General features: G+C 68.7%; 12 protein-coding genes. 6 read left to right on the plus strand and 6 right to left on the minus strand.

Annotated features, from left to right (window positions below):
• Nucleotides 1–156 precede the first annotated feature (156 nt).
• The 3 genes from EZH22_RS21325 (at nt 157) to EZH22_RS21335 (ending at nt 4,645) form a co-directional block, all read left to right on the plus strand.
• Nucleotides 157–1,401, plus strand: a complete 1,245-nt coding sequence (locus EZH22_RS21325) for an MFS transporter (RefSeq protein ID WP_203192441.1) — start codon at nt 157–159, stop codon at nt 1,399–1,401.
• 41 nt (nt 1,402–1,442) lie between these two features.
• On the plus strand, nt 1,443–3,788 hold the full coding sequence (locus EZH22_RS21330) for an amidase family protein (RefSeq protein ID WP_203192442.1): 2,346 nt from the start codon (nt 1,443–1,445) through the stop codon (nt 3,786–3,788).
• A gap of 143 nt (nt 3,789–3,931) precedes the next feature.
• Nucleotides 3,932–4,645, plus strand: coding sequence for a GntR family transcriptional regulator (locus tag EZH22_RS21335; RefSeq protein ID WP_203192443.1), 714 nt, complete (start codon nt 3,932–3,934; stop codon nt 4,643–4,645).
• Between the two features lie 10 nt (nt 4,646–4,655).
• Here EZH22_RS21335 and EZH22_RS21340 read toward each other — a convergent pair whose 3' ends face one another.
• A complete protein-coding gene (locus EZH22_RS21340; RefSeq protein ID WP_203192444.1) occupies nt 4,656–5,171 on the minus strand; it encodes a hypothetical protein in 516 nt (171 codons plus the stop codon).
• A 209-nt stretch (nt 5,172–5,380) separates the two neighbouring features.
• Between EZH22_RS21340 and cobS the strand changes: the two genes are divergently transcribed.
• Genes cobS through EZH22_RS21355 form a run of 3 tightly spaced genes read left to right on the plus strand, consistent with a single transcriptional unit; the run spans nt 5,381 to nt 7,203 of the window.
• A complete protein-coding gene (cobS, locus tag EZH22_RS21345; protein WP_203192445.1) occupies nt 5,381–6,178 on the plus strand; it encodes an adenosylcobinamide-GDP ribazoletransferase in 798 nt (265 codons plus the stop codon).
• 58 nt (nt 6,179–6,236) lie between these two features.
• Complete coding sequence (locus EZH22_RS21350) at nt 6,237–6,467, plus strand: DUF1289 domain-containing protein (protein WP_408647622.1); 231 nt, start codon at nt 6,237–6,239, stop codon at nt 6,465–6,467.
• Nucleotides 6,468–6,471: 4 nt separating this feature from the next.
• Nucleotides 6,472–7,203: a TIGR02281 family clan AA aspartic protease gene (locus EZH22_RS21355; RefSeq protein WP_203192446.1), complete on the plus strand. Its 732-nt coding sequence runs from the start codon at nt 6,472–6,474 to the stop codon at nt 7,201–7,203.
• Nucleotides 7,204–7,301: 98 nt separating this feature from the next.
• Here the strand turns inward: EZH22_RS21355 and EZH22_RS21360 are convergent, their stop codons facing one another.
• The 5 genes from EZH22_RS21360 to EZH22_RS21380 all read right to left on the minus strand — a co-directional run bounded on the left by EZH22_RS21360 (nt 7,302) and on the right by EZH22_RS21380 (nt 13,425).
• Nucleotides 7,302–10,445, minus strand: coding sequence for an efflux RND transporter permease subunit (locus tag EZH22_RS21360; RefSeq protein ID WP_203192447.1), 3,144 nt, complete (start codon nt 10,443–10,445; stop codon nt 7,302–7,304).
• A 4-nt stretch (nt 10,446–10,449) separates the two neighbouring features.
• Nucleotides 10,450–11,010 (minus strand): efflux RND transporter periplasmic adaptor subunit, encoded by a 561-nt coding sequence (locus EZH22_RS21365; RefSeq protein WP_203192448.1) that lies wholly within the window; start codon nt 11,008–11,010, stop codon nt 10,450–10,452.
• A complete protein-coding gene (locus EZH22_RS21370; protein ID WP_203192449.1) occupies nt 10,983–11,600 on the minus strand; it encodes an efflux RND transporter periplasmic adaptor subunit in 618 nt (205 codons plus the stop codon). Before EZH22_RS21370 ends, EZH22_RS21365 begins: the two co-directional genes overlap by 28 nt.
• A gap of 253 nt (nt 11,601–11,853) precedes the next feature.
• Nucleotides 11,854–13,041: an aminotransferase gene (locus EZH22_RS21375; RefSeq protein ID WP_203192450.1), complete on the minus strand. Its 1,188-nt coding sequence runs from the start codon at nt 13,039–13,041 to the stop codon at nt 11,854–11,856.
• Nucleotides 13,042–13,104: 63 nt separating this feature from the next.
• Nucleotides 13,105–13,425: a hypothetical protein gene (locus EZH22_RS21380; protein WP_203192451.1), complete on the minus strand. Its 321-nt coding sequence runs from the start codon at nt 13,423–13,425 to the stop codon at nt 13,105–13,107.
• Nucleotides 13,426–13,448 lie beyond the last annotated feature (23 nt).

Consider the following 13,448-nt stretch of genomic DNA (forward strand, 5'->3'; position numbering starts at 1 on the left):
CACTCGACGTCGGTCCCGGCGGCTCCCACCCCAGGCCAAGATCCCGGTGCCGACCGGACGGTGGTGCGGTCCGGTCCGCACCGGTCCGGGGGATGCCCCGCCACGGCCGGGCGTGGCGCCCGGCCCGGGCCTGTCCCGCGAAGCGAAAGTCCCATCGTGATCATCCAGCTGCTGCGGAACGCGGAGTTCCGTTCCTTCCTGGCCGGCAACACCCTCTCGCGCCTGTGCATGTCGGGGCTGACGGTGCTGCTCGGCTTCCAAGTCTACGAACTGACGCGCAACCCCTTCAATCTCGGCCTCCTCGGTTTGACCGCGGCGGTGCCCGGCATCTCCCTGGTGCTCTACGGCGGCGACGTGGCCGACCGCCACAACCGGCGCACCCTCGTCCTCACCACCCTGGGGCTGTTCACTCTGCTGGCGGGGGTCCTCGCCTTGATCTCCCAGATGGAGCAAGGCGCCCTGCTGCCGGTCATCTATGCCGTGGCCTTCCTCGCATCGGCCATCCGCGCTTTCGAGGACCCGGCCTCGGTCGGGCTGGAGGCGCAGGTTCTGCCCCGGCACATGGTGCTGCGCGGCGTGCCCATCCTCGCCTCGGCGGGGCGCACCGCGGAGGTGGCGGGACCGGCGGCGGCGGGCTTGGCCTGGGCGGCCTTCGGGCCGGCCGTCACCTATGGCCTCATCGCGGCCCTGTTCGCCGTCTCCTGCCTCACCATCCTCACCGGAGTGAAGAGCCACGCGCCCCCGCCCAGGACCTCGGACGCGCGCGCCCTGCAACGCATCGGCGAAGGCGTGCGCTTCGTCTTCGCCAGCCAGGTGCTGGTGGGCTCCATGGTGCTCGATCTGTTCGCGGTGTTCTTCGCCGGCGCCAACGCGCTGCTTCCAGCCATCGCCACCGACGTCCTGCACGTGGGCCCGATCGGCTTCGGCATCCTGCGTTCGGCGAGCGCAGCAGGAGCCCTGACCGCGGCGCTGGCGGCCACCCGGCTGCTGCCGGCCCGCCGCGCCGGGGTGGCGCTCCACTGCATCATCGCCGTGTTCGGGCTAAGCGTGATCGTGTTCGGCCTGTCCCGAACGTTCTATCTTTCGCTCGCGGCCCTCTTCCTCGCCGGGCTCTGCGACGGGGTGAGCATGGTGATCCGCCATGCCATCCTGCGCCTTGCCTCCCCGGAGGCCATGCGCGGGCGGATCGCCGCGGTGAAGTCGGTATTCGTGGGCTCGTCCAACGAGCTGGGCGCGTTCCAGAGCGGCATGACCGCAAGCCTCATCGGCGCCAGCGCCACCCTGTGCCTCGGCGGCGTGGTCACCTTGTTCGTGGTCGGCGCCGTCGCCCTGCGGGCGCCGCTCCTGTGGAAACTGAATCTGGAGGCGGTCACCCGGCCGCTCGCCAAGGAAGCGGCTTGAGTGCCCGCGCAATGGATCGTGCAAAGAAGAGGACCGAAGTCATGACCAAATCCCTCGGCGTGCCCTTCCGCCTGGAAGAAGCGACCATCGCGGAGATGCAGGCGGCCATCCAGGCCGGCGAGACCACTGTGGTCGCCATCGTGCAACACTATATCGACCGCTGCCGCGCCTATAACGGCGTCGCCAGCATGCTGGTGACGGCGGACGGCGCGCCCGTGGCCGAGGCCACCGGCACCGTCCGCGCCACGCAGCCCCTCACCTTTCCCACGCAGACGGTGAAGGTCTCCGACATCCTGCCTGACCTCTACAAGTACAAGGGGCCGCCGCTGGAGTTCGGCCGCATGGAAGCCACCGCCTCCGACCCGGAGGTGATGCAGCAGTTCGGCATGATCGTCGGCATCCCCAATGCCGGCCAGGTGAACGCCATCGGCACGCTGAATATCCGCGGCGAGCGCTCGGTGACCTGCAAGGGCGCGTTCGACCTGCACCCCTCCCTCGGTGATCTGCCCCCCGGCGCGCCGCCGGTGTGCCAGTTCTTCCGCCAGCTGCCCGACGCGCTGGAGCGCGCCGCCGAGCTGGACGCTACGTATGGCACCGATCCGGACCTCGAGAAGATGCCCATGTACGGCGTCGTCTTCTCCTTCAAGGATCCCTTCGACACCAAGGACATGCGGTCCACCGGCGGCGGCGATGCGGCCTACGACATGGACTTCCCGGCGCGCGACCACGTGCTGGTGGAGCAGCTGCGCAACAAGGGCGCCATCATCTTCGCCAAGGCGATCAACACCGAATATAACGGCCGTGCCGGCGATCCCGGCGGCCGGCACGCGCCAGACCAAGTGCTGCCCTCCACCCTCGGTTACCAGCGCTCCACCTGGGGCGGCAACCCCTCCAACCCCTACGACACCACCCGCGCCGCCTCGCTGGGATCGAGCTCCGGCTCGGCCCTTTCGGTGTCCACCAACCTGGTGATGGCGAGCCTGGGCGAGGAAACCCGCGCCTCCTGCCGCGGGCCGTCGAACCACAATGCGGTGGCACTGATCCTGCCCCACAAGGCCATGCTCGGCTTCGACGGCGGCGCCATCGGCGCCGACATCTATTGCGACCGCACCGGCATTCACGCCCGCACCATCGGCGACTGCGCCAAGATCCTCGACGCGCTTAAGGACCCCGAGAAGGGCTATTACGATCCACGCGACCCCTTCACCACGGTGCCGCGCTCCTCGGTGCTGGCCACGCCCTACGTGAGCCATGTGGCCACCTCGGCCCCGCCCGGCGCGCTGGACGGCGTGCGCATCGGCGTCATCCGCGAGTCCATGACCTATCCGAGGGACTCCAGGACCGAGGAGCCCATCGTCTCGGCCGCCACGCAGGAGATCAAGGAGGTGCTGGGCAAGACGCTCGGCGCCACCCTGGTGGAATCCTCCGATCCCCTGTGGACCCCCGATCCCGAAATCGAGCAGATGAGCGTGGACTTCCGCACCGCTTTGGCGCGGCTGGTGCCGGTGTTCATGCCGGACCTGCTGTTCCGCCTCGGTCGGGACGGCCAGCCGGTGTTCAAGGAATTCGTTGCGGCGATCCAGCCCACCGAGTTCATGCCCGGCAAGGTGTTCGGCTCCGGCACCATGACGCCCATCGATTATTGCGTCGCGCTGGCGGACGGCCGGATCACGCCGCCTGTCAACCTCGACCTCGGCACCATCCAGCACCAGGAGCTGGCCAACACCTTCCGCTTCCACATTCCCCAGTATCTCACCCGCCGCGCGGCGGACTGGGCACAGAAGGGCTTCAGCGAGACCATCACCGACTTCGCCAGCCTCAATGCGCGCTCCAAGTTCTGGGGCGACGACCAGCGCTCCGCCTTCAGGAACTGGGAGGAGATCGCCGATCCGCGCAATCCGCTCGGCGGCCGGCAGGGCGTCAACGAGCGCATCATGCTGCGCGAGCTGCTGCGCCGGGTGGACATGATGGTGATCCTGGAGAACAAGCTCGACTGCCTGGTGCGGCTGCACACGCCGTGGGCTCCGGGCCTCATCGGCCACGCCTACCAGTACGACATCCCGAGCAACCTGAGACCGGAATCCCTCAGCGGCCCCAATGCAGGGCTGAGCGAGATGCTGGTGCCGGCCGGCTTCGTGACCACGGTCTACGACCCGGTGTTCAAGCTCACCGCCGACGGCACGCGCTACGTGTCGGCGCCATCCTCGACGCCCACCACCATCCCGGAACCCGGCCTGCCCTTCTCCCTCGTGTTCCGCGCCGAGCCCGGCAAGGAGGACATTCAGCTCAAGGTCGCTTCCGCCTACGAGGCCGCCTCCCGGCGGCGCGTGCCACCGCCGGCCTTCGGGCCGATCCCCATGAATGTGACCACCAAAGCCACCGCCTGAGGTGGCCGCCCGCCGAAGGACCGGGGACGGCTCCGGCCCTTCGGCAGTATTGCAGCGGACCCCTTTGGGTGGCATGCCGTAGAGGCCGTGTGCCACAACGGCCCAGCGGCAGGCATCATGACACCCGACCAGTGGAGCCGGCCGTGTTCGACGTGACGAGAGAACAGAAGCTGCTGCGCCACGAAATCTACCGTCGGCTGCACCACGACATCGTCACCTGCGCGCTGCTGCCCGGCCAGGAACTGCGCGAGAACGAGCTCGCGGACCAGTTCAGCATCAGCAAGTCGCCAATCCGCGACGCGCTCCTCAAGCTGGAATTCGAGGGCCTGGTGGAGGTGTTGCCCCGCCGTGGCTACCGCGTGCGCCCGCTGGTGTGGGAAGACGCGGAAGAACTCTACGACATGCGCGACCTCCTGGAGCGCGAATGCGCCCGCGTCGCCATCGCCCGTGCCGGCGATGCGGATTTCGAGGCCCTGCGCCTCGCCGCGCGGATCCGTCCGAGCGATGCGGCGGACTTCCTCGGCTACAACCGGCGCTTCCATATCGCCCTGGCCCGCACCTCCGGCCGCAAGCAGCTGGCCGAGGCGAGCATCCGGGTCATCTCCCAGTTCGACCGCATGATCGTCCTCAGCCTGTCGCAGCTGCGCATCGTGCGCATCAAGGACCTGGAAAAGGGCCACATGGCCATGGTGGACGCCCTGCAGCAGCGCGACGCGGCGCTGGCGGACGAGCTGATCCGCTCCCACGTGCATCGCTCCAAGGAGCGGGTGCGCGAGGCCCTGTCGAAGATGGAGGTGTCCATGCTCGCCGCGCCGCCGCGCCTGCCCGCCCGGCAACGCAAGGCGGCGGTTCGCTGACGCCGCCGCGTCACCTCATCTGCAGACGCATCCACCGCCAGAGGGCACGGGCCTTCAGCTTGAGTTCGGCGAGCCTCAGCCAGGACACGATGGACCGCCGCACCGCCCCGATGGTTTCGATGAGCCAGGCCATCCACGGCAGGGTCATCAGCTTTTCGCGCCCCGCGGAATAGATCCGCTCGATGAGCACGAAGCTCACCAGGTAGGCAATCAGGAAAAGCGCCGTGCCGGTGCGCACGTGCCCATCGGCGATCCACAGCAGAGCCACGAACTTGAGCGGCTCGATGATAAGATAGGGCACCGCGATCAGGATCAGGATCAGGTAGGGCGAGAGGCGGCTGACCTGCCGTTCCAGCGCCTGCATCAACTCGAGCCCGGCGAGCCAGCGCAGGAGCGGCCGGTAGAGCGGCCGCACCAGTTCGTCGAGCAGGATGACGATCCCGCACACGATCCGGAAGGCGAGGCGCACCCCGGCCAGGAATGGATTCGCCGGGCGGCGGCGGGAGGGGGACGAGGGATCTGCCATCCGCGGATGATGCCGGGGAAACCGCGCTCCGCCTATCACGATCGAAGGGCCCCATCCCGCGGCCGGCAAATGCAACAAAACCGGCATGCGTTCCCGGCGCGGTCGTCTGCCGATCTCCGCCGCACTTGACCGCGGCGACGAATAAGGCTCCCAAGGGCGGGCGGCGGGCGTGGGGTCCGGCGCCCCCTGCCACGGCCTGCCGGAACACCATGCCGACCCATCGGATCGCCAAGGACCTCGCCGCCGCCCTGCGCTTCTATTCCCGGATTCCGCTCCCCGCCGGGGGGCATCCGGCGGAGGCCCATGCGGCGCCGGACCTCGACCGCATCGCCTACGCCATTCCCCTCGCGGGCGTGGTGATCGGTCTCGTGGGCGGCGTCGTGCTCGTTGCCGCGGTGGCGCTGAAGCTGCCCGCCTTCCTCGCCGCCGCGCTGGCGGTGACCGCGCTCGTGCTCGCCACCGGCGCCTTTCACGAGGACGGCCTCGCCGACACGGCCGATGGCCTCGGCGGGGGTCGGGACCGGGCGCAGAAGCTCGCCATCATGCGCGACAGCCGCATCGGCACCTACGGCACGGCCGCCCTGGGCCTCTCCCTGCTCCTGCGCATCGGCGCGCTCGAGGCGCTGGTGACGGCGAGCGGACCACTGCGCACGGCTCTCACGCTGGTCGCCGCGTCGGCGGTCTCGCGGGCCGCCGGCATCCTTCTGCTGCTCGCCCTCCCCCCGGCCCGCGCCGACGGGTCCGGCGCTGCCTTCGGACAGCCGTCGGCGGAAGCGGCGCTCTCCTGCGGCCTCGTCGCCGCCCTGGTGGCGGCGGTCGTCCTCGTGCCGAGCTTCGGAATAGGCGCGGCCTTCGCCGGGCTGGTGGGGCCCCTCCTCGCTCTGTTCTTCATGGTGCGCCTCTCCGGCCGCCTCATCGGCGGCCAGACGGGGGACGTGGCGGGTGCGACGCAACAAGTGGCAGAGATTGTCTTCCTCATTGGGGTGCTTATCTTTCGGGGCAGGTGAACCGGCGCGAGTCGCCGGGCCCGCGCCGGAAACCCGCAACGAGGGGTGCCACGACCCGATGTCCATGCCGCCGGAGCCCGCGCCCTGCCAGGACGCCATCGCCACGCCATGCGTGCGCGTGTGTGTCGTGGAGCCGGCGAGCAGCCTGTGCATCGGCTGCGGGCGAACCCTGCGCGAGATCGGCTCCTGGGCGTCCTATTCCCACGCCACGCGCGCCGCCATCATGTCCGCCCTGCCCGAGCGCCTCGACCGCCTGAAGGCGAGCGCGCCGGACGCGTTCACGGACTGAGCCAATGCGCAGCGACCTCCTCCTCTGGATCCTGCTCGTCGGCCTCTTTGGCGGCGTGGTAGTGCTGGCCGTGCACCACGAGCAGGGCCAGGTGGCCGGCCTCGACCTCAACCAGTTCGGCGCCCTGGTGGGACAGCTCTCCATCGCCATATTCGTCGGCGCCGCCTTGTGGTCGGTGGCGCGCGGGCGCATCGCCGAATCCCTTCTGGCCGCCCTGTTCTGGCTGGTGCTCGCGGCGGTCCTGGCCCTCGGCTACACCTATCGCGAGCCCCTCACCCAGGTGGGCCAGCGGGTACTCGCGGAGATCGCCCCCGGCTATGCGGTGAACGTCGCCCGCAGCCCCGGCATCGCCTCGGTGGAGGTGACGCGCGCGGCGTCCGGCGATTTCGGCGTCCGCGCCGCCGTCAACGGCACCGGTCTCAACATGCTGGTGGACACCGGGGCAACCTCCGTGGTGCTCACCCACGAGGCGGCCCAGGCTGCGGGCCTGCCGGTGGACTTCCTCAAATATGACGTGCCCGTGGATACCGCCGGCGGGCGCACCCGGGCCGCCTCGGTGGTGCTGGACAGCGTGGTGGTGGGCAACATCGTGGAACGGCGGGTGCCGGCGCTGGTCTCTCCGCCCGGCATGTTGCGCACCAGCCTCCTGGGGATGAGCTTCCTGTCTCGCCTGGAGGCCTTCGAGTTTCGCGGCGACCGGCTGGTGATGCGCGGCGCGGCGGTTGCCGGGCGCTGACGAAAGCGCCCTGCTCTTTAAAGCCGCCAGAAAGAAGCCGGGACGGGCGGAGCATGTGCTCAACCCTCCCCACCCTTGTGCGATCCTGCTGGAACGCCCTACTCGGCCGCCAGGCGATCCGGCACGGCGGCGGGCTTGACGGGCTCGTCGTGGCGTCCGGACACGGCGTGGTGCACGATCGCATCGAGCCGGTCGAGGTAGAGATAGATCACCGGCGTGATGTACAGGGTGAGGAGCTGCGAGAACAGCAGCCCGCCCACCACCGCGACGCCGAGGGGCTGGCGCAGCTCGGATCCCGCCCCGGCGCCGATGGCGATGGGCAGCACGCCGAAGATGGCGGCCAGCGTCGTCATCATGATCGGCCGGAAGCGCAGCAGCGCCGCCTCGCGGATGGCGTCGAGGGGCGCCGCGCCGCCGCGTCGTCGTTCAAGCGCAACGTCGATCATCATGATCGCGTTCTTCTTGACGATGCCCACCAGCATGATGATGCCGATGATGGCGATGACGGACAGTTCCATCCCTGCCGCCATCAGCGTCAGCAGCGCCCCGATGCCCGCCGCGGGAAGGCCGGACAGGATGGTGATTGGGTGGATGAAGCTCTCGTAGAGGATGCCCAGCACGATATAGATCACCACCACCGCCGCGAGGATGAGCAGCGGCTGGTTGGACAGCGAATCCTGGAACACCTGGGCGGTGCCCTGGAAGCCGGTGACGATGCTGGCCGGCAGCCCGGCCTCGCGCGCGGCCGCCTCGATCTCCTCCACCGCCTGGCCCAGGGAGGTCCCCGGCGCGAGGTTGAAGGAGATGGTGACGGACGGCTGCTGCTGCTGGTGCTGGATCGAAAGCGGTCCCACCGTGCGGCGGATGTCGGCGATGGTCTCCAACGGCACCACGGCACCCGATGCGGTGCGCAGGTAGACGCGACCGAGGTCGCCCGGCTCGCGCTGGAAGCGGGGCTGCACCTCGGCGATGATGGCGTACTGGTTGGTGGAGGTGAACAGGGTCGCGATCTGCCGCGTGCCGAACTGGGTGTAGAGGGCGTCGCGCAGCTTCTGCTCGGTGATGCCGAGGGCCGCCGCCTTGTCCTTGTCGAGCACGATGGTGAGCTGCGGATTGGTGATCTGCAGGTCCGAAGTCACGTCCCTGAGGCCGGGCAGCTTGCCAAGGCGCTGCTCCATGGTGGCGGCGGCCGGGTAGAGCGCCTGCGTGTCCGAACTTTGCAGGGTGTACTGGAACTGGCTCTTGGAGGCGACGGCGCCCACCGAGATGTTCTGCACCGGTTGGAAGAAGACGTTGACCCCGGGCACCTGCGTCATGCGGCGGCGCAGGTTCTGGATCACCTCGTTGGCGGTGAGCGTGCGCTCGCCGGCGCCGTGCCCCTTGGGCTTGAGCGCGATGAACAGGCGTCCCGAATTGGTGGTGCGGCTGCTGCCGGTGGCGCCGGCCGTGGAGACCAGGTAGTCCACGTCGGGATCCGCCCGCACCGCCGCCGCCACCTGCTTCTGGCGCTCCACCATGGCGTCGAAGGAGCTGTCGGTGGCTGCCTCGACCGTGCCGATGAGGAAGCCGTTGTCCTCCTGCGGGAAGAAGCCCTTGGGGATGATGATGTAGAGGTAGACCGACAGGCCGATGGTGATGAGCGTCACGACCAGCATGACCGGCCTATGCCTCAGCACGAAATCGAGGCTCACCCGGTATCCGGCGAGCCAGGCGTCGAACATGCTCTCGGTGATGCGGAAGAAGGCTGACGGCTTCTTGTGATGGTTCGGCGCCTTCATCACCCGCGCGCACAGCATGGGCGTGAGCGTGAGGGAGACGAGGCCGGAGACGAGGATCGCCACCGAGATGGTCACCGCGAATTCGCGGAACACGCGCCCGACCACGCCGCCCATGAACAGCACGGGAATGAACACCGCCACCAGCGACAGAGTCATGGAGATGATGGTGAAGCCGATCTCCCGCGATCCGAGGATGGCGGCGCGGAAGGGCTTTTCCCCGTTCTCCACGTGGCGGTAGATATTTTCCAGCACGACGATGGCGTCGTCCACCACGAAGCCGACGCACAGGGTGAGCGCCAGCAGCGTCATGTTGTTGATGGAATAGCCAAACAGCCACATCACCGCGAAGGTGGCGATGATAGAGAGCGGCAGCGCCAGGGACGGGATGATGGTTGCGCGCACGTTGCGCAGGAACAGGAAGATCACCAGCACCACGAGGACGATGGCCTCGAACAGGGTCTTCTGCACGTCCGCCACCGCCTCGCGGATGGAGACGGAACGGTCGAACATCACATTGATGCTCACCGCGCCCGGAACCTGCGCGCGAAATTCCGGCAGGCGCGCGCGCACCTCGTCCACCACGCTCACCGTGTTGGCATCCGGCTGGCGGACGATGGCGAGCACGATGCCGCGCGTGTCGTTGTACCAGCTCGCAACCCGCTCGTTCTCGACGCCGTCGGAGACGGTGGCGATCTCCTCCAGCCGCACCGGCGCGCCGTTGCGCCAGGCGACGATGGTCCGGCGGAACTGGGTGGCGTCGGCCTTGGACGAGCCCATGTCGATGGTCTGGGCCTGCTTGGGGCCGGAGACGATGCCGAGCGGCGTGTTGGAGGCGGCCGCCTCCACCGCGCCCTGGATGTCGTCAGACGAGATGTTGCGCACGCCGGCCGCGCCGGGATCGACGCGGATGCGCACGGCGTATTTCTGCGTGCCGTAGATCTGCACCTGCGCCACGCCCGGAAGCTGGGAGATCTGCTGGCCGATCAGCGTGTCCGCATATTCGTTCACCGCCGAAAGCGGCAAGGTGCCCGACGAGACGGAGAGGAGCAGCACCGGGGCATCCGCCGGATTGACCTTCCGGTAGCTCGGCGGCGTGGTCATCTCCTGCGGCAGCTGTCGCTGCGCCACGGAGAGGGCCGACTGCACGTCGAGGGCGGCCGCGTCGATATTGCGATTGAGGTCGAACTGCACCGTGATGGAGGTGGAACCCTGCGTCGACGACGAGGTCAGTGAGGAAATGCCGGCGATGGTGGCCAGCTGGCGCTCGATGGGCGTCGCCACCGCCGTTGCCATGGTGTCCGGGCTGGCGCCCGGCAGCGTCGCGGTGATGTTGATGGTGGGGAAGTCCACTCGCGGCAATGCCGCCACCGGCAGCTGGCGGTAGGCGAACAGGCCGGCGACGACGAGCGACAGCATCAGCAGCGTCGTCATTACCGGGCGGCGGATGCAGGTTTCAGCCAGCATGCGCTCAGCTCCCGGTGGCGGGCGCGGCGCGGTTGCGCACGTTCACCCGGCTGCCGTTGCGCAGCGAAAGCTGCCCGTCCGTCACCACCGTCTCGCCCCCGTCGAGCCCGGTCAGGACGACTGTCCGCCCCTCCAGGGTGCGTCCCACCTTCACCGGCTGCACCTTCGCCCTGCCATCGGCGACCACGAAGACGAAGGATCCATCCTGCCCGGCCTGCACCGCCTCGCTCGGCACGGCGACGATGTTCTGCTCTACCCGCAGCGTCACCGTGACCGAGCCGAGGGTGCCCGGCCACAGCCGTTCGTCGTCATTGGGGAAGACGGCCCTGGCCGTCAGCGTGCCGGTCTGGGGGTCCACGGTGTTGTCGATCACCGCCACCGCGCCGCCGGTGATGACCTCCCCGGAGCCCTGCAGCGTGATCGAGACCTTGGCGTCCTTGGCGGCGCGCAGCTCGCCGATATAGCGTTCGGGAAGACCGAAGGCGACGTAGATGGGCTTAAGCTGACGGACCGTGGCGAGGGTGTCGTCCACACGGATCACCGTGCCCGCCCGAACCGAAGACACGCCGATGCGCCCCGTGACGGGGATGTGATGTCGTAATAGCCGCGCTGGACCTTCAGGGATTGCAGGTTCGCCTCGTCCTGCTCCACCGTCGCCTTCTGCACGTCGGCGGTGGTGCGGGCATCGTCCACCTGCACCTGCGACACCGCATTGCGGGAGGCAAGGCCGGTATAGCGGTCCACGTCGCGTCGGGTCTTTTCGAGCTGCACCTTGTCGCGGGCGAGGGTTGCATCCGCCTGGCGAATCTGCGCGTCGATGACCCGGGAATCGAGGACGTAAAGGGGATCGCCAGCCTTCACGAAGGCGCCGTCGGCGAATCCCACCTTCTCCACCGCCGCCGCGACCCGCGAGCGGACCGGGACCGTAACCATGGATTCTACCGTGCCGAGGGCCTCCGCCCGCACCGGCAGCGCGGTGCGTTCCGCCTGCCCGGTGAGCACGGCCACCACCCGCTCGGAGGGGGCAGCCTGCGTCTTCGCCGCCGCGACGACCCAGGGCTTGTGCTCCCACAACCAGTAGCCGCCAGCTCCGGCGGCGACCACCGCCAAGGCAAGGAAGATACGACCGGAACGCGACGCCTTCTGGACGGTCATGCGACCTCTCACCGAAATCCGGGCCTTTCGACGAGGCCCAGTCCCACGACCTCTCCATGCTTCAGCATGGCAATGAAAAGACCTGCGCGGCGATGCAACATGAAATCGGCGGCCGCGTCCAATTAAGCTTTGGTCACCTGTACGCGGCCTTCCGGAGGGTGGGATGACGATTTCGTGAGCGGAGCAGTCGAAACCCGGCAATTCCGCTGCAACCTTGCGCCGAACTCCCAAAGGTCACTTTTGGCAGAGAGCCTCACCGCAGGCCCGGAACCTTGGCAAGGCGCTCGAGGGCCCGGTCGATTGTCGTGTCGTGCTTGGCGAAGCAGAAGCGCACCACGCTGCGCACCGCATCTTCCGCGTAGAATGCCGAGACCGGGATCGCCGCCACCCCGTGGGTGCGCACCAGATCGAGGCAGAAGGCCTCGTCGTCGGCCGCGTTGGTGAGCGGGGCGAGGTCGATGGACAGGAAGTAGGTGCCGCTCGACGCAAGCACGGAAAACCCCAGATCCGTAAGGCCCCGGGCCAGCCGATCACGGGAGCGCTGGAGCCCGGCGCGCATGCCGGTGAAATAGTCGTCCGACTTACCGAGCCCGTAGGCCACCGCCACCTGGAGGTTGGGCGGCGTGGTGAAGGTGAGGAACTGATGCGCCTTGGACAGCACCTTCATCAGCGCAGGTGCTGCGAACACCAGGCCCACCTTCCACCCCGTCATGCCGAAGATCTTGCCGGCGGAGGAGATCTTCACCGTCCGCTCGCGCATGCCGGGCAGGGCCATCACCGGGACGAAGGCGAGGTCGTCGAAGATGACGTGCTCCCACACTTCGTCGCACACGGCATATGCATCGAACGCGACGCAGAATTCGGCGAGCAGCGTCAGGTCCTGCCGCGAGTACACCACCCCGGTCGGGTTCTGCGGATTGTTGAACAGGACCAGCTTGGTGCGCTCGGAGAAGGCGGCGGCAAGCTTCTCCCGCGTGATGTTCCACGCCGGAGGCTCCAGCCGCACCAGCTTCGCGATGCCGCCGGCGCGGCGCACCAGCGGCAGATAGGCGTCGTAGAGCGGCTGGAACAGCACCACCTCATCGCCGGGCTCGATCAGGGCGAGCAACGCCCCGGCGATCGCCTCGGTGGCGCCGGAGGTGACCATGACCTCGCTGTCCGGGTCGAGCTCCAGCCCTTGCCAGCGGCGATAATGCGCCGCAGCGGCGCGGCGCAGCTCCACCAGCCCCATCATGGGGGGATATTGGTTCCAACCATCCACCACGGCTTCCGCCGCCTTGCGCCGGACATCCTGCGGGCCGGGATCGTCGGGGAAGCCCTGACCGAGATTGACCGCATCATGGGTGCGGGCAAGATGCGACATCACCTCGAAGATGGTGGTCGGCAGCTCGGCATAGATCGGGTTGAGCGGGCGGGCGGGATGAGCGGCTGGCAGGGACATGACGGTCGATCGCAAAGGCAAGGCGCCGCGCGGGCGCGGACGGAAACGCGAAGCTCGCGCCCTTTAGCCCTTATCGCTGGGCAGCGGAAGCCCGCCGCCTGCCGGGGCGGGTGCCCCGAGCGGCGCGAGGGCAGCGACCAGCGCCTCCGCCGTCACCTGCGCCATGGGCATCAGCACCTTGGCGGCCTCGGTGCGGCGGCCGGGCCGCATGACGAGGACCACCGTCTCCGCGCCGCCGCAGGCTGGATCGCCGCAGGAGATTTCCGAGACAGAGACCGTGGCCGCTTCCTCCAGAGAGAGGGTTTCGCGCACCAGGTCGGCGAGCCGGCGGGCGGCATCGCGCTCGGGCCCGGCCTCGCCGCGCCGGCGCATGAACAGCCTCATGTGGTTCCTCCCGCGATCGGCCC

The sequence above is a fragment of the Xanthobacter dioxanivorans genome (assembly GCF_016807805.1).
Taxonomy (GTDB): domain Bacteria; phylum Pseudomonadota; class Alphaproteobacteria; order Rhizobiales; family Xanthobacteraceae; genus Xanthobacter; species Xanthobacter dioxanivorans.

What these genes read in the sequence shown, in the direction of transcription:
- EZH22_RS21375 (WP_203192450.1), bottom strand. Translation starts at nt 13,041, where the DNA reads ATGTCCCTGCCAGCCGCTCATCCCGCCCGCCCGCTCAACCCGATCTAT.
- EZH22_RS21350 (WP_408647622.1), top strand. Translation starts at nt 6,237, where the DNA reads ATGTCCATGCCGCCGGAGCCCGCGCCCTGCCAGGACGCCATCGCCACG.
- EZH22_RS21380 (WP_203192451.1), bottom strand. Translation starts at nt 13,425, where the DNA reads ATGAGGCTGTTCATGCGCCGGCGCGGCGAGGCCGGGCCCGAGCGCGAT.
- cobS (WP_203192445.1), top strand. Translation starts at nt 5,381, where the DNA reads ATGCCGACCCATCGGATCGCCAAGGACCTCGCCGCCGCCCTGCGCTTC.
- EZH22_RS21360 (WP_203192447.1), bottom strand. Translation starts at nt 10,445, where the DNA reads ATGCTGGCTGAAACCTGCATCCGCCGCCCGGTAATGACGACGCTGCTG.
- EZH22_RS21355 (WP_203192446.1), top strand. Translation starts at nt 6,472, where the DNA reads ATGCGCAGCGACCTCCTCCTCTGGATCCTGCTCGTCGGCCTCTTTGGC.
- EZH22_RS21330 (WP_203192442.1), top strand. Translation starts at nt 1,443, where the DNA reads ATGACCAAATCCCTCGGCGTGCCCTTCCGCCTGGAAGAAGCGACCATC.
- EZH22_RS21340 (WP_203192444.1), bottom strand. Translation starts at nt 5,171, where the DNA reads ATGGCAGATCCCTCGTCCCCCTCCCGCCGCCGCCCGGCGAATCCATTC.
- EZH22_RS21370 (WP_203192449.1), bottom strand. Translation starts at nt 11,600, where the DNA reads ATGACCGTCCAGAAGGCGTCGCGTTCCGGTCGTATCTTCCTTGCCTTG.